This window comes from Microbulbifer taiwanensis, from assembly GCF_014904815.1.
Classification (GTDB): domain Bacteria; phylum Pseudomonadota; class Gammaproteobacteria; order Pseudomonadales; family Cellvibrionaceae; genus Microbulbifer; species Microbulbifer taiwanensis.
Genome location: NZ_JACZFR010000026.1, coordinates 136236 through 155299 on the forward strand (window position 1 = coordinate 136236; position 19064 = coordinate 155299).

The following is a 19064-nucleotide window of genomic DNA, read 5'->3' on the forward strand; positions in this document are numbered from 1 at the left end:
GAAGCATCAATATGCCCGCAACGAGCAACAGGCCTGCGCGATTTACTAACTCGTCATATTTATCCGCATCATGAGCATCGATATCGAAGTGGTTCTTTTTGATCTGGGCGGCGTGCTGATCGAGCTGCGCTCCAGCCCCCTGCCACCGGAATGGCTGTCTAGCGGACAGACGTTCGACAGCATTGGCTGGTTCCAATCAGAAACGGCACTGCGCTTCGAATGTGGCGAACTCTCGCCCGATGAATTTGCCCGAAGGTTGCAACGGGATCTGGGGCTCGAGGTCGACAATGCGGAAATAATCGACCAGTTTACCCGCTGGCCAATCGGCCTTTTCGCGGGCGCCCGGGACCTTCTGTTGCAACTGCGGAAATCCCACCACCTGGCTGCGCTGACCAATACCAACGAACTTCACTGGCCGCGACTGGTCAATGAATTCCGTTTGCCCCAGTACTTTAGCCAGATCTTCGCCTCGCACCGGATGGCACTGGCAAAACCCGATCTTCGCGCCTTCCGCCATGTGATGGACGCCCTGAATGTGGCACCGGAGCGGGTACTCTTCTTCGACGACAATCCGACCAACGTGATCGCGGCCAGGCGACTGGGAATCCGCGCCCGTCAAGCCTGCTCTGTCGAACAAGTAAAGGTACATTTGCAAGAATCTGGTTTACTGGCGGATTAGGGGAGACAAGCAGTGGGCGAATCGGAAAAAGACAAAATGCTGCGCGGGGATCTCTACAACGCAGCGGATACTGCGCTGGCAGAGGAGCGCCTGCGGGCACGCCAGCTGTGCCACGAGTATAACAACTCGGCACCGGAAACCCGCTTGCTGCGCGACAGGCTGCTGCATAGACTGCTCGGCACCAAGCCTGAAAACTGTGCGATCGAACCGACATTCCGCTGCGACTATGGCTACAACATCCACCTGGGCAATAACTTTTTCGCAAACTTCGATCTGGTTGTCCTCGATGTTTGCGAGGTCCGTATCGGCGACAATTGCCTTATCGGTCCGCGGGTCAGTATTCTGACCGCAACCCACCCCACCGACCCGGATGAAAGGCGCAGCGGGCTGGAGTACGGTCTCCCGGTTACCATGGGTGACAATGTCTGGATAGGCGCCGGTGCGATCATCAACCCCGGGGTCACCATCGGCGACAATGTGATTATCGCTTCCGGTGCCGTGGTAACCAGGGACGTCTCCAGCGGAAAAGTTGTCGGAGGCGTGCCGGCCAGGGCCATTGGCAGCCCCGACTGACCCCTCCGAAAAAGCGGAATTCATTTCCACAAACGACCAGTCGAGCGCCAGGGGAATGCAATCAGTAGCAATCTCTCCCGGGTGCGCAGGTGGCTGTAGTGGGAGCCCGATCACTACCCATTTCGTTGCCGCAACTCATTGACCCCAAGAGTGCGACTGCAAGCAGACCCACACCCGGGTAAACTATCGCCACAATCTGAGCAGGCAGGAGCCACCCCTTGAATGCGATCCGACGCTGCCCTATCCCGGAAGATGCCCTCCTAAACCGCTACCGGAAGCCTGGCTGCTACACCGACTGCTATAGAACGGATATGGCTACCGGGATTTCACAGGAACAGTATGTAGCGGCCTTTTACACCACCGGCATTTTCAAGCTGGAGCGGCTGATCCTGCACTGGACTCTGTCCAGGCCGTCTACGGACGAGGAGGCTGAGCGGTTGGCCGCAGGCAGTATCGACGAGTTCGCTGCCTGGCGCGTCGAGGGGCGCGCGGATAACCAGCTGTTGCTTTGCGACATCTACGGTCGCACCCGCTCCTGGCTGATGTCGATGCCCAGACGGGCCGAGGGAGCCCCGGGCACGCGCCTGTACTTCGGCTCGGCGGTGCTGCCGAAAGCGGACAGCGGGACAGGCGCCCCAGGTATAGGCCCGGTCTTCAACGCCCTGCTCGGCTTCCACAAAATCTATTCGCGCCTGCTGCTGGGCGCGGCCAAGGGGCGGTTGAAGGCCCGGGTTGCCTGAGCGCGAGTTGGCCCTGCCGAATGCCCTCGGTACCAACCGGGTACAGACATCGGGTAAAATCCCACAACCAGATGCGCCCCTCTCCGCGGCAGTCGCCGCTTGCGGGCCTCACGGCATTGCCGCCGCTCAATGAATTCGCAGGTAAAACACCATGTCCTCACTGCAAGACCAACTGCTGAAAGCCGGGCTCGTCGATAGCAAGAAGGCCAAACAGGTCAGTAAGGAAAAGCGCAAACAGCAGAAAGTCGCCAAGAAATCCGCACAGCCCCAGGTCGATGAGACCAAGGCCGCCGCACAACTGGCGCGCGCCGAAAAGGCGGCCAGGGACCGCGCCCTGAACGCCGAGCGCGACGCCGCTGCCCAGAAGAAGGCCATAGCCGCGCAGATCAAGCAGCTGGTGGCGACCAACAGACAGCCGAAGGGCAACGGCGATATCGCCTACAACTTCACCTTTGACAAGAAGATCAAGGCCATCTACGTCACCGAGGCGGTACGCGACCACCTGGTGGCCGGGCGCCTGGTGATCGTCGGCCTGGACGAGCAGTTCGAACTGGTGCCCCGGGTCATCGCCGACAAGATCGCCGAGCGCAATGCCGATATAGTCGTGCAGCCGGCAGCGGACAGCGCCCCGGCGGATGAAGACGATCCCTACGCGGACTACCAGATCCCCGACGACCTGATGTGGTAAGCGGGCGTCTCTGATGGAGCAGGCGGTCGTCGCGGCGGTACAGCAGTGGCTCGCGGATGTGGTGGTCGGCCTGAATCTCTGCCCCTTCGCGCGCAGGCCCATGCGCGCGGGCCAGATCCGCTACAGGGTCAGCGGGGCACGGGACGACGAGGTGCTGATGGCGGAGCTGCTCGAGGAAATGCAGCTCCTGGACAGCAGCCTCGCTGAAGAAGTGGAAACCACCCTGCTGATAGTGCCGAACCATCTTCGGGACTTCGCCGACTTCAATCAGTTCCTCGAGCTGGCCGAGTGGCTGATAGAACGCCGCGACTACACCGGCATCTACCAGCTGGCCAGCTTCCACCCCGACTACCAGTTCGCCGGCACTGCACCAGGTGATGCGGAGAACCTGACCAACCGAGCGCCCTACCCGATACTGCATCTGCTCCGCGAGGCCAGTATCGAGCGGGTATTGAAGAATTACCCGGATCCGGAATCCATTCCGGAAAACAATATCCGCCGGGTCGAAGCTCTGACAGAAGAGCAGAAGCGTCGGCTGTTTCCCTACCTGTTCGATAGCGACAAGTAACCCGCACCCACCGCGCGGACTCCGCATCAATAATAAATAAAAAAGGAGAGATCAATGCCGAGCGAAAGCTCCATCCTCGCCCCGGTTGTCGTCCTGGTTGCCTGGTCACTGGTCATGTGGGTCTGGATGTACGCCACCCGCCTGCCGGCCATCAGGCGCGCGCAGTTGCAACTGGATCCCCAGGCCCCGCGCGGCGAGCAGGTGAACACCCTGCCCGCGTCGGTGCGCTGGAAGGCGGACAATTACAATCACCTGATGGAACAGCCCACCATTTTCTATGCTGTCGCGCTGTCCCTGGCGCTGATGGGGGAAGGGAGCGGCACCAACCTGCTGCTGGCCTGGGCCTATGTCGGCCTGCGGGTGATTCACAGCCTGTTCCAGGCGTTGGTCAACAGGATTGAAGTGCGTTTCGGGATATTCGTGCTGTCGACATTGATGCTGATAGGCCTTACCTTCAATGCCCTGCGGGGCCTGGCATAGGCCTCCGACATCAATCTGAACCTGGGACTCGCTCGCCCTCCGAGCGAAGATGTTCTAGCCCCGACTCCCTGCCACACTGGTATCCCTGCTCCAGCAGCGCGGCCTCGCGGGTAAAACGCCCCACGGGGAAATGCGCAGGCGGCGCTATCACGGTTACACGACAGTCCTCCGGCGGCGACTGGATAAAGTCCAGCGCCCGGTTGTAACGCTCCGCCCTGTCGAGCACTGCTTCAAACAGCCGCGCGTGGTCGTGGAAAAACTGCTGCATCAGTTTCGGCTTCGGGCTAACCCGTTTCCGATAGCCCAGGGGCCGCGACAGCACCACGGTAATATCGCGCGCGCCCTGTTCGTAAGCCCTGATCACCGGAATGGAATCCGCCAGGCCACCATCGGTCATCGGCTCACCATTGACCCGGGGGAAGTCGCGGTAAAAGAGCGGAATGGCGCAGGATGCGGGAAAGACCTCGTGCATATTCTCCGCCGTCACCTGCAGGTAACAGGCCTGCCCGCTATCGATACTGGTGGTGACTGCGTAGAGCGGCACATCATTGTCGAGATAGCGGCGGATATTCAGCGGCACATCGTCGTAGGAGGCATGCCAGAGCCAGCCGACATCGCAGAAGTGCCCGCCTTTCAGGTAGCGCCGCCAGTCGATGAAATCTGCCCGGCGCGCGTGGTCCAGCAGTATCCTGCGGTTGCGCCCGTGATCTCCCGCCAGGTATCCGATCAGGTTGGTGGAGCCGGCAGAGACACCAATCGCAAAGTCGAATGGCAGATAGCCCGACTCGATAAAGGCGTCCAGCACCCCCGCCGCAAAGATACCGCGCATAGCACCGCCCTCCACGACCAGGGCGGATAGATTGTTACCGTTGGAAATACGTCTCACCATCTACAAACCCGCAGCTACCGTTTCCATTGCCTTGCGCGGGCAATTGTAAAGTCGATCCGCGATTACTTTCCAACCAGATTGACTGACTTTTCCGCCCAACCCTGCATCGGCCAGCATTTTGCCGCCGGCTCGACTGCGGGGTTAAGATTGGACGAACTTCTATTGACAACCCGGTACACAACAAAACATGGATCACCGTCAATTCCGCGCGCCCTGGAGCCACCAGCTGAAATGGATCACCGCCCTGTCCACACTGTTACTGCTCGGCATTCCACTGCTGTTGATGGGCAAGGCGCCGCAAGCGCACTCGGGATTCTACTCCGCCGCCATACTGCTGCCCCCGGCCATTCTCATTGTGAGCGCCCTCTTTGCCATCCGCGGCTACCGTATTGAGGGCGATAACCTGCTGATACTCAGGCCAGGGTGGAAAACCCGCTTCGCACTGGGCGAGCTGATCGAGGTAAAATCCGACCCGGAGGCGATGCGCGGTTCCATTCGCCTGTTTGGCAACGGCGGCCTGTTCGGCTATATCGGCCTGTATCGCAACAGCGGGCTGGGGCGCTACCGCGTCTTTGCCACCGATATGTCGAAAGCCGTGGTCCTGCGTTTTCCGGAGCGCACCCTGGTGGTGACACCCGACAGGCCACAGCAGTTTGTGCAGGCGCTCAAGAATTGCTGATCGCCTCGCCGCAACCCGCTCCCCCAACAAACCCGGGGTGATTTAAGGACCCATTCGCATCTTGTTGCGCGGGGGGTATCGCCAACTACACTGTAAAACTCCACAGCAGGAAGGCGCGGTAACGTAAGCAGGCTAGTGGTCCATGCGGTAAATTCCAAAATGACTAGCAAGCTGTTCAGCGATGCGCCCGCCCTCAGCTGTCCGACCTGATTCGCGCCCTGGACCTGCAGGATATCACCCTGGCAGGACAGAACTGGGGTGGTCCGGTGGTTGGACTGGCGGCGGCGATGAATCCCGAGCGATTTACCGGTGCGGTGTTTTCCAACACCTACCTGCGCCTGCTCAGGAAGCCGCCGAAGGTAACGCCGTACTTCCGTTTTGCCAATATGCCGCTGATCGCCGACGTAGCATTCCGCCTGCTCAATCTTCCGCTACCACTATTGACCTGGGTCCAGGGGGACCCGAAGAGTATCGGCCGACGAGAAAAGCGCGCCTACAGGTATCCGCTGCGCGCCCTGCGGGACCGCACCGCACCATTGGCTCTCACGCGTATGGTTCCCACCACCCTGGAGCATCCCACCATTGCCGAGCTGGCCCTGGTGGATCGCTGGGCACGGGCTTTCGCCAAACCTGTGGAACTGTTGTGGGGATGCAAGGATCCAATACTGGGCGAAGCATGGCGCGTAAACCGCAATCTGCTCCCCGACGCCAATGTGCCCAAAACCAGTGCCGGACATTATCTGCAGGAGGAGGTACCGGAGGATATTGCCAATGCGATTCAGCGGGTGCTGGCAGCAGACAGGTTATTTACCCGCCCGCCCAAGAAGTAGGAGAAAGGCAGCCCCGAGGCGGTACACGGCTCCATCCATCTGTTTCGCTATACCTGCCTGTTCCGCAACAATAAACGGGGCCGCTCGCGCCTTCGCCGCCGATCTATTGAAGGCCGCGCTCCTGCACATCCCGGGCCGCAAAATTCCACGCGCAATACCTGTGCTTTAATTTGGGGAGGGTTTCCCGAACAGACAGGCGGAGGTAAGATCATGAAAATGCACCGGAACTACTCGCTGGCGGAGCTGCTGGCCCTGCCCGCTGCAGACCAGGCACAGGGCACAGGTGCTGGGAATTTCCGCTCCCAGAGCGAAACCACTTTCAGCACCACTTCCGAGACCACTTCCGACGGCACCATCCGCGGCAACGACACGGCGACATACCGATTGGGCGCCACGGCCGGGCAGCATTTGCACGTATTGCTGCAGACAGACAACGCCAGCAACTACTTCAATATCTACGCGCCGGGCAAGGATCCGGGCGAAGAGGCCCTGTTTACCGGCTCCGTTGACGGCAACAGCTACTCCGCCATAGTGCCCGCAGATGGCCTCTATACGGTTCAGGTCTTCCTGATGCGCAATGCCGCGCAGCGCAATGAGTCGGCCCACTACAAGCTGCACACAGTGTTGAAGTCCGGGCCGAAAACCTCCGCGCTGGAAAACGGCAACTCCACCTGATAGCGCCCCGGATATTCTCGGCAAACGGGAGGCCACCGTGCTCACTGACCAGCAGGGCAATTCGCTGTCGGGCGCCTCGGCCCAAGCCCTGGATCTGTATGGCCAGGCGCTGGAGTCCTTCAACCTCTACAGCGGCGATCCCTTTGCGCCGCTGGAGCGAGCGATTCAGGCGGCGCCACAGTTTGTCATGGCACATATCCTCAAGGCCTATCTCTACGCCACCGCCACCGAACCCGCCGCATCTCTGCAGGCACAGAGAGTCGTCGTGCACGCCAGGTCACTGCCATTGGATGAACGCGCTGAATCCCACATCTCGGTGCTCACGGAACTGATGGCCGGCAACTGGACCAGGGCCGCGACGATGCTGGACTACCACAACGCGACCTATCCGCGCGACCTGCTCGGCATCCAGTGCGGGCACCTGATGGATTTCTACCGCGCCGGCACCCGCAACCTGCGCGACCGCATAGCGCGGATACTGCCACACTGGTCTGCGGAGGTGCCCGGCTATTCGATTCTGCTCGGGATGTACGCCTTCGGCCTGGAAGAATGCGGCGACTACCGGCGCGCAGAGGAATACGGGCACTCGGCCATCGAACTGCAACCTTTCGACTGCTGGGCCCACCACGCCGTCGCCCATGTCCTGGAAATGCAGGGCCGCGCGGAGGAAGGTATCGACTGGATGGCGGAACGCGAGCCCTTCTGGGCCGGTGACGACAACTTCTTTCGCGTGCACAACTGGTGGCACAAGGCCCTATACCACCTGGACCTGGACCAGGTGGATCAGGCACTCGCCATTTACGATGGGCCCATACGCGGCCTGCGGAGCGATATGGCCCTGGACCTGGTGGATGCCTCGGCCCTGCTGTGGCGCCTGGCGCTGGCCGGCCGCGACCTCAGTGAGCGCTGGACAGAACTGGCGCAAGCATGGGAAAAACACGCCGACGGCCGCCACTACCCGTTCAATGACTGGCACGGCGTCATGGCCCTCCTCGGCGCCGGGCGCGATGCCGATGTGGAGCGAATCGCCAACAGTATCCGCGCCGCCAGCAGCAACGACACGGAAGTGGCCCGCTGGGCCTGGCATACCGGCCTGCCCCTGATCGAGGGCTTCACCGCCTTCTGGCGCGGCGACTACCACAAGGCTGTAGAACAGCTGTACGGCGCGCGCGCTATTGCCAACAGTTTCGGCGGCAGTCACGCGCAGCGGGATATTATCGACTGGACACTGACGGAAGCGGCGCTGCGCGCCGGTCGCAGGGAACTGGCGGAAGCCTTCGCCAATGAACGCCTGGCACTGAAACCCCACAGCGAAGTCAACCGTCGCTTTCTCTACCGCGCCACCACAAGAAGCGGCGACCAGCCTGCCAGCCCCTGATAAAAATTCACCCTTTTATGCAAAGGCGCGGCTCCATCCGCGCGACTTTTTTTGCGAGGCCGGCCTTCTCCGCCGCATCCACCACCGCGCGCACATCCTTGTAGGCGCCGGGCGCCTCCTCCGCCACACCGCGCATAGACGGGCTGCGGATAAGGATGCCACGTTCCGCCAGCTCGTCCACGACGGAGCGGCCCCGCCACAGCTTGGTGGCCCGGTGGCGGCTCATGGCGCGGCCGGCGCCGTGACAGGCGGAATTGAAGGACAGCCCGGCACCCTGCTCCGAGCCGGCGAGAATATGGGACTCGGTGCCCATGGAACCGCCGATCAGCACCGGCTGCCCCACCGCGCGCAGCGTCTCGGGGATTTCCGGATTGCCGGGCCCGAAGGCGCGGGTGGCGCCCTTGCGGTGTACATACAGCTTGCGCTGCCGGCCCGCCACCGGGTGGCTTTCCAGCTTGCAGGTGTTGTGGGACACGTCGAAGATCAGCGTCAGGTCCGCCTTCGGCAACACATCGGCGAAGACCTGCCGGGTCAGGTGGGTGATGATCTGGCGGTTGGCCAGGGCACAATTGATGCCGGCGCGCATGGCACCCAGGTAGGCTTGGCCCAGTTCTGAATTGATCGGTGCGCAGGCCAGTTCCCGATCCGGCAGCTCGATACCATGCCTGCTGGCAACCAGTACCATGTATTTCAGAAACTCGGTGCCAATCTGGTGGCCCAGGCCGCGGGAGCCGCAGTGGATAAATACCACCGCGTCGTTTTCCCTCAGGCCGAAGGCGGTGGCGATACGCGGATCGTAGATCTCCGCCACCCGCTGCACTTCCAGGTAGTGGTTGCCGGAACCCAGCGTGCCCATCTCGTCCTGCTGACGCTTGCGCGCCCGCGCCGATACCTCCCCCGGATCCGCCCCGGCCATGCAGCCCTTTTCCTCGATGCGCTCCAGGTCCCCCGGTTCTCCGAAGCCCTGCTCCACCGCCCAGCGCGCCCCACCCTTCAGCATCGCGGTCATGCCCTTGTCGTTCAGGTGAATGCGACCGGTGCTGCCGACACCGACAGGCACCTGTCTGAAGAGTGCATCCACCAGCTGTTTCTTGACCGGCTCTATTTCCTCGATGGAGAGGCCGGTGCGCAGGGCGCGCACACCGCAGGAAATATCGAAACCCACACCACCGGCGGAGACAACGCCGCCCAAATCCGGGTCGAAGGCCGCCACGCCGCCGATGGGAAAACCGTAACCCCAGTGGGCGTCCGGCATCGCATAGGCCGCCTGCACTATGCCCGGCAGGCTGGCCACATTGCACAGCTGTTCGAACACCTTGTCATCCATTTCCCGGATCAGCGTCTCGTCGGCGTAGATAATCCCGGGCACGCGCATCTTGCCGCTGGGATCTATACGCCAGCTGAATTCGGATTCCCGCTGCAGGGGGTATTCCTGACTCATTGAAATCGCCTTAAACGTCGATAATGCACTGGGCCAGCCAGTCGCCATTCTCCTGCTGTGCGACCTGCAGCGCCGTATAGGTAGCGCCCTTCACTTCCACCGCTGGCCTGTGCCTGCTCCGGTTCACCATTTCGCCCCAGGCGCTGGCATCGAGCCTGCCTCCCTCGATGGTGATTTCAAAGCGGGAGAACAGCAGTTTGCGCGTGGCCATCTCGTAGATCAGGGCATTCAGCCAGTCCACCAGCAGCAATTCCGGATCCGCGCACTCGCAGTCGATATCCACGCGCTGCTGCGGCGCCACCCTATCCAGTTCGGTCACCGTCGCAGTCAGCGCCAGCGCCACCTGTTCGAAGGCCTGCGCCATTGTCTGTCCGTAGCCACGCAGCCCCATATCCGCCTCGTGACTGAAGTGCTCCCAACGGATACTCACTCCGGGATCCCATCCGATTCGCCCGCACACTGCCATGGAATCTAGTTGAACCGCACCGCATGTAAAGCATGCAATGCACTGTCGCCGGCGGATTGCATGGAATTCATCGGACTTGGCATCAAAGCCCCGACTGCGCATACTGGCCCGTATATTCCAATTGGGGCAGAACCATGAAGTGGGCTCTCACATTCCTGTCGTTTTCGCTGCTGTTTTTGTCCGCCGGCAGTCACGCCGCCTGCGTGATACTGCTGCACGGCCTGGGCAAGTCCGATTCGTCCATGGCCAAACTGGAAAAGGCCGTGGCCGCGGCCGGCTTTACCGCAGTCAATGTCGACTATCCATCGACAGACTTTCCCATTGAGGAACTGGCCGGCAGGGCCATAGCGCCGGCGTTGGATAAGTGCGCAGGGCAGGAGCAAGTCAATTTCGTCACCCACTCCATGGGCGGCATACTGGTCAGGCAATACCTGAGCCGGGTGCCGATCGACAATCTCAACCACGTTGTCATGCTGGGGCCGCCAAACAATGGCAGCGAAGTGGTGGACAAATTGGGGGATTTCCCCGGCTTCCGCTTTATGCTCGGCGACGCCGGCCTGCAGCTGGGCACCGGCGAATTGAGTGTGCCGAACAATCTGGGCAGTGCAGATTTCGATGTGGGCATTATCGCCGGCACCCGCAGCATCAACCTGATACTGTCGCAGATGATTCCCGACTCGGATGACGGCAAGGTCTCGGTGGAGAGCACCAAGCTGGAGGGGATGAACGATCACCTGGCAATGCCGGTAACCCACGTTTTTATGATGAAAAATGACAAGGTGATAGCGCAGGTCATTCATTACTTGCAGAACGGCCACTTTAATCGGGATGAATTAGCCCGCGATCAATAATTCCGGCCGTTAACGAGAAACTCAATATTCCATGGCAATTCACTGGCACTGGTCTTCATTCGGTCAGCTGACCCGAGACCAGCTTTATGAAATCCTGCGCCTGCGCCAGGAGGTCTTCGCCGTGGAGCAGGAATGCCCCTACCAGGATGCCGACGGCAGGGACCAATTCGCCTGGCACCTGTCTGGCTGGAGCGGCGAGTCGCTGTTCGCCTATCTGCGCGTTGTCTTTCCCGGCAAAAAATACACGGAGCCATCTATCGGCCGGGTCCTGACCAGCGAATCCGCGCGCGGCACCGGCCTGGGCCGGGAGTTGATGCGGCGTGCCATTGAAAACACGCAACGGGAATTTCCACAGGCGTCGATCCGTATTTCAGCGCAGCAATACCTGAAGAAATTCTATGGAGAGTTTGGCTTTGAGCAGGTTTCCGGGCCTTACGACGAGGACGGCATAGCCCATATCGAGATGCTGCGCCGCCCTTGAGCCATTAAACCGCCAGGCCACCCCGGCTTGCTTCTGCGGCCTTGATTCCCGCCGCCTGGCGATAACCCGCCCACACAAACCAGGCCGCGAGTAGCAACGCTACCGTGTGCACTGCCAGTACCGGCCCCTGTCCGACCTGGGCCGGGTAGATCAGGCCATGTACCGCCACCAGCAGTAACAGCAGTATAGCGCTGCCCCACTTGAGCAGCATTGCACTCCTGGTTTCATCCCGTAGCCACAGAGAGAGACCGAGGCAAGCGACCAGGCCGGCCAGGAAAAATCCAATCAGAGAAAAATTGCCCACGACAGCGCCGAGCGCAGCCATGGCTATGGCGGCCGGGGTGCCCCACACACCCGCACACCAGAAGTCGTTGACCCAGTCGCGGCCACCGCGGCGCGCGAGCCAGACATTCACGCCGGTGACCGAGACCACCGTCAACGCGAGTCCCAGCAGCAGATAGGCCAGCTTCACCCAGAAAGTCGTGCCCTCGCCGCCGAAATGTCCGAAGTGAATACGGTAAACGGAGTACAGGATCTGGCGCCCGGCGATGCCGTCGGACAATCCCTGGTGGTTGATATATATTCCATCCGCGTCATAGCGGTAGATTTCCGAGTAGACCAGCCGTCCGGGCAGGGATGCGGCAATCTCCAGGAATTGCCCGCTGGTATTGGGCTTCTGCACCACCAGGTAAATCGGCTCGGCCTCGGGCGCCCGCTGCTGCAGCTCCGCCAGGGCGGCCGCCACATCAACTTTCTGCACTGGCGCCTCCACTACCGGATCACCGCCGTAAATATCCGCGATCAGCGCCTCGCGATCGCCGCCGTAATAGGCGGGTGCGGCGGTCAGTACCAGCAGGCCAGCGAGGCCGAAGAAGGCACCGGTCAGCGCAATCATCAGGTGAAACGGCAGGCCCCATACCGACAGGCGATTGTGGATATCCGCCTGCTCCAGACGGCGCGAGCCGCCCAGGCGGAAACGGAAGGCGTCCTTGAAAATACGCGGATGCGCCAGTAGACCGGAAATGATCAGTCCCAGCAGCATGGCGCCGAGTGCACTTACCAGCAGTATGCCGATATTCGACGGCAGGTGCAGGTAGTAGTGCAGCTCCACCAGTAGATGTGCCAGCCCCTCCCTGGGTTCCGCCCCCAGAGTTCCGTCCTCCCGCAACAGCCACTCCGCCTCCCCGTCAGACAGGTGCATGCGCCGCTCGTGATCGGTGGGCAGGACTACATACAGGGATTCCGGGCTCTGTTCCTGACGGCTCAGGTAGTCATTCAATGCGGTTTCGACGGTGGTACTGTCGAACTCGCTGAATTCCGCCACATCCGGCTGCTCCCAGCGCTGAATGACATCCTTGTACACGACCAGGGCGCCGGTCAGGCAGACCAGGTACATCAGGTAACCGATCACCAGGCCGACTACCGAGTGGGCGGAGAGGGAGCTTTTGACCAGCGCGGGGGAGGGTTTGAGCTTCATAGGGCGCTTTTTACCGGGAGTCACATAAAAAGAAAGACCGCGGCAACCGCGGCAACCGCAAGGAGAATCAGGGCATTGCGGGCGAGATGCGCGCTCGCGCAGATCCACACCGAAGCCGCACCCCAGGCCAGCGGATACGCGAGGGCGGCGAATGCCATGCGATTGCCGGAGGCGAAAGGCAGCAAACCGCTGAGGGCGACAGTGACCAGGCAGGTGGCGACACAGGCGATGGGGCCCGCCGTCACAAAGGTGCCCCACTTGTGCCAACGGGAGGTATCTCCGAGCGTATCCGCGACGGCGACGTCGACATTGCGCGCCGGCTTGGCCTGCCTCCGCTCGACACCCAGGGCACAGATGATCCAGGCAACGAGGCTGACGGCGATCAGTGCATAGCTGGTGCCGAATTCACCGCCCGCCGCACTTGCCCAAATGAAAATACCGGCGAGCACTGACAGCCAGCCGCCGGCTGCGGAAAAGCCGCCGAGCAGTTTCCGCCCGCGCCAGGAACGCCACAATAAGTATACGCCGGCGCCGCAGAGCAGCGGCGCCAGTGCATTCATCCACAGGGAAGATGCCATTTAGTCGTTCACCTTAAAAAGTATACCTGGCCTCCGCCGTTACATAGCGACGCTCACCGTAGAAACAGTCTCCCCTCGCCAAACAGGAAGTCGTATGCACTTCATCCGTAAGGTTCTTGGCATTCAACTGGAACTTCCAGCTATCCACGACATAGCCAATGGTGGCATCGTAAAGGGTGTAATCGGGATTGCTGTCCGGGAAAACCGGGTTGTCGTCGATACCTGTGTAGCTTTCCCCCACATGGCGCAAGCCCAATCCCAGGTTCAGGCCCGGCACCCAGCTGCTGAATTCATAGTTGCCCCACACGGAAAACTGTTGCTCAGGTACAGCCTGCAAGGCGTCGCCCAATTCAGCTGGATCGTTACTATCGGTGACTTCAGTATTAGTGGTGCTGAAGTTCGCGATCAGGTTGAAATTCCCCCAACTGCCACTCGCCTCCAGCTCCACGCCATCTATGGTGACTTCCCCGGTTTGCACATCAAAGGTCGGATTTACCGGGTCCGTTGTCAGGCGGTTTTTCTGTTTGATTTCATAAGTCGCGGCCGTGAACAGGAGGTTTGTGCCCACTGGCTGGAACTTAACACCGGCCTCCACCTGCTCACCTTCCACAGGCTTGAACAAGCGGTCATTCCGGTCGGCACCACCGACTGGCTCAAAGGATTCCGTGTAGCTGGCATAGGGCGAAATGCCGTTATCAAAGGCATACATCACGCCGAATCGCATGGTGGTCGCATCGTCTTCATTCGAGGCACCACCGACGCTACCGGATTCAACATTATCGCGGCGCAGGCCACCGGTAAATACCCAGTCGTACAGTTTGACCTGGTCCTGTACGTAGAAACCCAGCTGCTCTGTTGTAGTGGAAGCCGACGACTGGAAGTACGCGGGGCCAGTGGGCACATTGCCATAAACAGGGTTGAAAATATCGATAATGCCGCCGTCAAAATAGCTGCGATCGTTATCTATGGTGGCATCCTGGCTGTCCACGCCAAAAGAGACCTGGTGCTCGAGAGGGCCGGTATTGAAAATGCCTGTGGCGCGCAGATCGAAGATAAACAGATCACTGGTCGCATCGCTCACATAGGCAGTACGCAGCGCTTGCCGAATGTCAGGGTTGAGTCTGCTACCGTCAAAAGCCGCCCACATGGAGTGGTAGTCCACCTCGCCCTCTGAATAGCGAACACTGGCGTTGATACCCCAGTTGTCGTTAAAACGGTGGTCTGCCCAAAGGCTGTAGGCGGTCTGCTCTGTGTCGTACTTGTCCCAGCCCGGTTCGCTCAGGAAAGTGTCGGTGGGTATTTCACCATTGACATTCCCGATACGGGTACCACCCCAGGGTAAAAACGCGGTGGATGTGCCGGTCTCGTCGTTCTGGTAGCTGGTGAGGAAGGTGATCTCGGTATCCGCACTGGGTCGCCAGGAGATGGACGGCATCAACAGCAAACTGTTGTCATCCACGTGGTCTACCTGGGCATCGGCGTCGCGCTGGTATCCGACCACGCGGTAAAGCCACTCGCCCTCGCCGTCCAGTGCCCCGGTAATATCCCCGGCAATCACCTTGCGATCATAATCGCCCGCCTGAACAAATACCTCTCCGCCGAACTCTCTCTTGGGGCGCTTGGAGACCAGGTTGACGATACCGCCGGTGGAACCCTGGCCGTAGAGTACTGAAGACGGGCCTTTCAACACTTCCACCCGTTCGAAGGCGTAGGCGTTGGCTCGGGAACCACTGTAACTACCAAAAATGGACTGAAGGCCATCGATAAAAAGTACCGGGTCCACGCCGCGGATGGTGGACCAGTCACCGCGGGCATCGATTCCGTAGGTGCCGCCGTTAACACCGGCGAAATGCTGCAGCGCATCCTGCACCGACTTGGCCCCGATCTGGTCGAGGAGTTCCTTGTTGCGCAGGGAAATCGAGAAAGGCGTTTCGGTAATCGGCACATCCAGCTTGCCGATGGAAGTCTGGCGGGACAGGTTCAGCTCGCCGGTGACAGAGACCTCTTCCAGATTCTCGCCCTGCCCTGTCTGCGCCATTGCAGAGCTGCTGGCGACCGCTACGGCCAGGGCCAGTAGGGATCGATTCAATGTAGAAGCATTCTGCGAAGCGATTTGGTGAAGACGGCGATTGCGAGCGGTACCCATGGCGATCCCTCAGTAACTCAGTGAATGAACAGTGTGCGGCCACCCGGGGCCGCTACAGGGCGCCAATATTAATAGGAATCGTTATCATCTGCAAAGTTACTGGAACTAAATTTCAAATTAAACGTCGACGACCGGATCACTGCCCCCGGAAATCCTGCGCTAGCGCAAAGCCCTCAAGAGAATTGATTGAAAAATGCACGCATTGCGAAAAAGGCGCAGCGGGAAAAGAGAGTGGGAGCGGCGCCGAGCAGCCGAAGTGCTGAGCAGGATGAGAATCAGCACTCAGCGGCTGACTGTACCGGAGAAAACATTGAGCACCACCACGCCGGCCACAATCAGGCCCATGCCGATCACCGCCGGCAGGTCCGGCACCTGCTTGTAGACCGCCGCTCCGGCGATGGCCACCAGCACAATGCCCAGGCCCGACCAGATGGCGTAGGTAACACCCACCGGTATGGTGCGCAGCACCAGGGTCAGCAGGTAAAAGGCGATGCCGTAACCGACGACAACGATCAGGGTCGGAATGGGTCTGGTAAATTGCTCGGTGGCTTTCAATGCGGTGGTGGCCGCGACTTCGGCGACTATGGCGATTGCCAGATACAGGTAGGCTGTTTGCATTTTACTCGCTGCCCATAAAAGTCGGGGGCCACTCGGCCCCCGGTTGCAGAGACTCTAACCGGTAAATCAGGGGTAGGTGTAGCTCGCCTGCAGCCCCAGTGGAAGTCCAAGCGTCCAGTAGGCCACCAGGAACAGCGACCAGCACAGCAGGAACACCAGCGAATAGGGCAACATCATCGACACCAGGGTACCGATACCGGTGCCCTTCACATAGCGCTGGCAGTAGACCACCACCAGCGGGAAGTAAGGCATCAGCGGCGTGATAATATTGGTGGAGGAATCCCCCACCCGATAGGCGGCCTGGGTCAGGTCCGGGGAGAAGCCGATCTGCATCAGCATGGGTACGAAGATGGGGGCCAGCAGCGCCCACTTGGCGGAGGCGGAACCGACAAACAGGTTGACGAAGCCCACCAACAGAATAATCCCCATCAGGGTGACCGGGCCCGGCAGGTTCATGGCCGCGAGCAGGTTGCCCCCCTCCACCGACAGCAGCGTACCGAGGCCGGAGCGGGCGAACTCGGAAATAAACAGCGCGCAGAAGAACGCCATCACGATGTAGTAGGCCATGGAGCTCATGGTCTTGGACATCGCATCGATCACGTCCTTGCTCTGCTTGAAGGTGCCGGCAGCATAGCCGAACACCACGCCGGGAATAATAAACAGCAGGAAGATCAGCGGCACAATGGATTTCATCGCCGGCGCGCCAAATGAAGCCAGCTGCCCCTGGGAATCCCGCAGTGCAGAGGTCTCCGGCAGCATCCAGGCCACCAGGCCGACAATGCCGGCCACCATCACCGCTACCGACAGGTAGAGCGCTTTCTTCTCGCGCCCGCCCAGCTCATGAATCGCCGGCATATCTTCCTTGTCACCGTCGATGGCGACATTTTTCAGGCGCGGCTCAATCACCTTGTCGGTCAGCCACCAGCCCAGTAGGGTGATCACCAGGCAGGAGGCCGAGGTGAAGAACCAGTTGTTGAGCGGGTTCAACTGCATGTCTGTGTCGACGATCTGCGCCGCCGTCTGGGTAAAGCCCTGCAGCAGCGGATCTATGGCGGAAGGCACGAAGTTGGCCGAGAAACCGCCGGAAACTCCGGCAAAGGCGGCGGCGATTCCGGCCAGCGGGTGGCGCCCGGCCGCGTAGAAGATGACCCCGCCCAACGGAATCACCAGCACATAACCGGCATCCACCGCCGTGTGGCTGACGATGGCTACCAAAATGAGCATGGGTGTCAGCAGCAGCTGCGGCGTTACCGCCAGCAACTTCTTCAGCACCGCATTGATAAAGCCACTGTGTTCCGCCACACCGACGCCGAGCATCGCCACCAGCACCACGCCCAGGGGCGCGAAACCGGTAAAGGTGGTAACCATGCCGGAAAGGAAGCGGGCAAATTCACTGCCGGAGAGCAGGTTGGTCACCTGTATCGCTTCGCCGGTGGCCGGGTGCAGCGTGTCGAAGCTGACACCGGACAACATCCAGGACAGCACCCAGATGGCGAGCATTAGTATCAGGAAGAGAATCGCCGGGTCCGGCAGACGGTTGCCCACCACTTCGATAAAGTTGAGCGCCCGGTCGATCCAGCCGCTTTTGGCGATGCTGTCGTTACCCGAGCCGGGATTTGCCTGAATGTTTTCCATGTTGGATCCCTGTAGTTATTAATTTTCTGATTGTGTTTTTTGTAGGAGCGGCCCATGGCCGCGATCAGTGGTGCTTATTGGCACGGATAGATCGCTGCTGTGGCGGATGGCCGCCCCGCCGCTCCTGCAGCGAGGTTGCTCCGGCAACTGTCAGCCTATCTTGCGGATACCCACCGCGTGGCGCAATTGCTCGATAAAGGGCGCCGCATAGGCGCGGGCCTTGTCGGCACCCTTCTCCAGTTCCACTTCTATCTGCGCCGGGTTGGCCAGCAGCTCGTTGTAGCGCTCGCGGGCCTCGCCTATCTGGCCGTTGATCAGCTCGAACAGTTGCTTCTTGGCCTCGCCCCAGGCAATGCCCTCCTCGAAGGCTTTGCGCATTTCCGCCGCCTGCTCTTCGGTGGCAAAGGCCTGCCAGATCTGGAATACGGTGGAGGTATCCGGGTCTTTCGGCTCACCCGGCTCCAGCAGGTTGGTCTTGATCTTGTTGATATGCTTCTTCAGCTGCTTTTCCGGCAGGAACAGCGGGATGGTGTTGCCGTAGCTCTTGCTCATCTTGCGGCCGTCGAGGCCCTGCAGCACGGCGACATGGTCGTCCACCACTGCCTCCGGCAGGGCAAAGTGCTCGCCGTAGTGGTGGTTGAAGCGCTGGGCGATATCGCGGGCCATCTCGATATGCTGCACCTGGTCCCTGCCCACCGGCACCTTGTTGGCGTTGAACATCAGGATATCCGCGGCCATCAGTATCGGGTAGCTGTAGAGGCCCATGGTAATGCCGAAATCCGAGTCCTCGCCATCGGCGCGGTTGGCGTCCACCGCAGCCTTGTAGGCGTGGGCGCGGTTCATCAGGCCTTTGGCGGTCATGCAGGTGAGCAGCCAGGTCAGCTCGGGAATCTCGTGGATATCGGACTGGCGATAGAAGACCACATTGTCGGTGTTCAGTCCCAGCGCCAGCCAGGTAGCGGCAATCTCCAGGGTGGACTGGTGCACCTTCTCCGGCTCCTGGCACTTGATCAGCGCGTGGTAGTCGGCCAGGAAGTAAAAGGACTGGTTTTCCTCCACCTGGCTGGCGGCGATGGCGGGGCGGATAGCGCCCACGTAGTTGCCCAGGTGGGGAGTGCCGGTGGTAGTGATGCCGGTCAGTACGCGCTGCTTGGTCATAAATCCTTACTATTCCGTGCTGCATTCTCGGGAA

General features: G+C 60.5%; 21 protein-coding genes. 12 read left to right on the plus strand and 9 right to left on the minus strand.

Features of this window, described 5'->3' with window-relative positions; genetic code table 11:
- Nucleotides 1-70 precede the first annotated feature (70 nt).
- The 6 genes from IG627_RS10090 (at nucleotide 71) to IG627_RS10115 (ending at nucleotide 3728) form a co-directional block, all read left to right on the plus strand.
- Complete coding sequence (locus tag IG627_RS10090) at nucleotides 71-679, plus strand: HAD family hydrolase (protein WP_193192227.1); 609 nt, start codon at nucleotides 71-73, stop codon at nucleotides 677-679.
- Nucleotides 680-691: 12 nt separating this feature from the next.
- A complete protein-coding gene (locus IG627_RS10095; protein WP_319024542.1) occupies nucleotides 692-1252 on the plus strand; it encodes a sugar O-acetyltransferase in 561 nt (186 codons plus the stop codon).
- Nucleotides 1253-1563: 311 nt separating this feature from the next.
- On the plus strand, nucleotides 1564-1992 hold the full coding sequence (locus IG627_RS10100) for a hypothetical protein (protein WP_193192228.1): 429 nt from the start codon (nucleotides 1564-1566) through the stop codon (nucleotides 1990-1992).
- A 151-nt stretch (nucleotides 1993-2143) separates the two neighbouring features.
- Complete coding sequence (locus IG627_RS10105) at nucleotides 2144-2680, plus strand: DUF2058 domain-containing protein (protein WP_193192229.1); 537 nt, start codon at nucleotides 2144-2146, stop codon at nucleotides 2678-2680.
- 13 nt (nucleotides 2681-2693) lie between these two features.
- Entirely contained in the window at nucleotides 2694-3248 is a 555-nt protein-coding gene (locus IG627_RS10110; RefSeq protein WP_193192230.1) for a DUF1415 domain-containing protein, read from the plus strand.
- 54 nt (nucleotides 3249-3302) lie between these two features.
- Complete coding sequence (locus tag IG627_RS10115) at nucleotides 3303-3728, plus strand: MAPEG family protein (protein WP_193192231.1); 426 nt, start codon at nucleotides 3303-3305, stop codon at nucleotides 3726-3728.
- Between the two features lie 10 nt (nucleotides 3729-3738).
- Here IG627_RS10115 and IG627_RS10120 read toward each other — a convergent pair whose 3' ends face one another.
- Nucleotides 3739-4617 carry a patatin-like phospholipase family protein gene (locus IG627_RS10120; RefSeq protein WP_193192232.1) on the minus strand — a complete coding sequence of 293 codons (879 nt, stop codon included), beginning with the start codon at nucleotides 4615-4617 and terminating at the stop codon, nucleotides 3739-3741.
- 187 nt (nucleotides 4618-4804) lie between these two features.
- Between IG627_RS10120 and IG627_RS10125 the strand changes: the two genes are divergently transcribed.
- From IG627_RS10125 to IG627_RS10140, 4 genes are all read left to right on the plus strand, one after another.
- Nucleotides 4805-5296: a PH domain-containing protein gene (locus tag IG627_RS10125; RefSeq protein ID WP_193192233.1), complete on the plus strand. Its 492-nt coding sequence runs from the start codon at nucleotides 4805-4807 to the stop codon at nucleotides 5294-5296.
- Between the two features lie 209 nt (nucleotides 5297-5505).
- Nucleotides 5506-6126, plus strand: a complete 621-nt coding sequence (locus IG627_RS10130; protein WP_377483721.1) for an alpha/beta fold hydrolase — start codon at nucleotides 5506-5508, stop codon at nucleotides 6124-6126.
- 210 nt (nucleotides 6127-6336) lie between these two features.
- On the plus strand, nucleotides 6337-6801 hold the full coding sequence (locus IG627_RS10135; protein WP_193192234.1) for a DNA breaking-rejoining protein: 465 nt from the start codon (nucleotides 6337-6339) through the stop codon (nucleotides 6799-6801).
- A gap of 37 nt (nucleotides 6802-6838) precedes the next feature.
- Nucleotides 6839-8179 carry a tetratricopeptide repeat protein gene (locus IG627_RS10140; RefSeq protein ID WP_193192235.1) on the plus strand — a complete coding sequence of 447 codons (1341 nt, stop codon included), beginning with the start codon at nucleotides 6839-6841 and terminating at the stop codon, nucleotides 8177-8179.
- A gap of 7 nt (nucleotides 8180-8186) precedes the next feature.
- Here the strand turns inward: IG627_RS10140 and IG627_RS10145 are convergent, their stop codons facing one another.
- Nucleotides 8187-9620, minus strand: a complete 1434-nt coding sequence (locus tag IG627_RS10145; RefSeq protein ID WP_193192236.1) for an RtcB family protein — start codon at nucleotides 9618-9620, stop codon at nucleotides 8187-8189.
- Nucleotides 9621-9630: 10 nt separating this feature from the next.
- The gene (locus IG627_RS10150) at nucleotides 9631-10050 is read right to left on the minus strand and encodes an archease (RefSeq protein WP_319024543.1); all 420 of its coding nucleotides are present in this window, start codon (nucleotides 10048-10050) and stop codon (nucleotides 9631-9633) included.
- Between the two features lie 170 nt (nucleotides 10051-10220).
- Here IG627_RS10150 and IG627_RS10155 point away from each other — a divergent pair, with 170 nt between their 5' ends.
- Both IG627_RS10155 and IG627_RS10160 read left to right on the plus strand, forming a co-directional pair.
- Nucleotides 10221-10937, plus strand: coding sequence for an esterase/lipase family protein (locus tag IG627_RS10155; RefSeq protein ID WP_193192238.1), 717 nt, complete (start codon nucleotides 10221-10223; stop codon nucleotides 10935-10937).
- A gap of 31 nt (nucleotides 10938-10968) precedes the next feature.
- Nucleotides 10969-11418, plus strand: a complete 450-nt coding sequence (locus IG627_RS10160) for a GNAT family N-acetyltransferase (protein ID WP_193192239.1) — start codon at nucleotides 10969-10971, stop codon at nucleotides 11416-11418.
- 4 nt (nucleotides 11419-11422) lie between these two features.
- Here the strand turns inward: IG627_RS10160 and IG627_RS10165 are convergent, their stop codons facing one another.
- The 6 genes from IG627_RS10165 to IG627_RS10190 all read right to left on the minus strand — a co-directional run bounded on the left by IG627_RS10165 (nucleotide 11423) and on the right by IG627_RS10190 (nucleotide 19030).
- Nucleotides 11423-12895, minus strand: a complete 1473-nt coding sequence (locus IG627_RS10165; protein WP_193192240.1) for a PepSY-associated TM helix domain-containing protein — start codon at nucleotides 12893-12895, stop codon at nucleotides 11423-11425.
- A gap of 20 nt (nucleotides 12896-12915) precedes the next feature.
- Nucleotides 12916-13473, minus strand: a complete 558-nt coding sequence (locus tag IG627_RS10170) for a hypothetical protein (protein WP_193192241.1) — start codon at nucleotides 13471-13473, stop codon at nucleotides 12916-12918.
- Nucleotides 13474-13486: 13 nt separating this feature from the next.
- Nucleotides 13487-15562, minus strand: a complete 2076-nt coding sequence (locus IG627_RS10175; RefSeq protein ID WP_193192242.1) for a TonB-dependent siderophore receptor — start codon at nucleotides 15560-15562, stop codon at nucleotides 13487-13489.
- Between the two features lie 339 nt (nucleotides 15563-15901).
- Nucleotides 15902-16237: a DMT family transporter gene (locus IG627_RS10180; protein WP_193192243.1), complete on the minus strand. Its 336-nt coding sequence runs from the start codon at nucleotides 16235-16237 to the stop codon at nucleotides 15902-15904.
- 66 nt (nucleotides 16238-16303) lie between these two features.
- Nucleotides 16304-17872, minus strand: coding sequence for an AbgT family transporter (locus IG627_RS10185; RefSeq protein ID WP_193192244.1), 1569 nt, complete (start codon nucleotides 17870-17872; stop codon nucleotides 16304-16306).
- Nucleotides 17873-18022: 150 nt separating this feature from the next.
- On the minus strand, nucleotides 18023-19030 hold the full coding sequence (locus IG627_RS10190; RefSeq protein ID WP_193192245.1) for a tryptophan--tRNA ligase: 1008 nt from the start codon (nucleotides 19028-19030) through the stop codon (nucleotides 18023-18025).
- Between the last annotated feature and the right edge of the window lie 34 nt (nucleotides 19031-19064).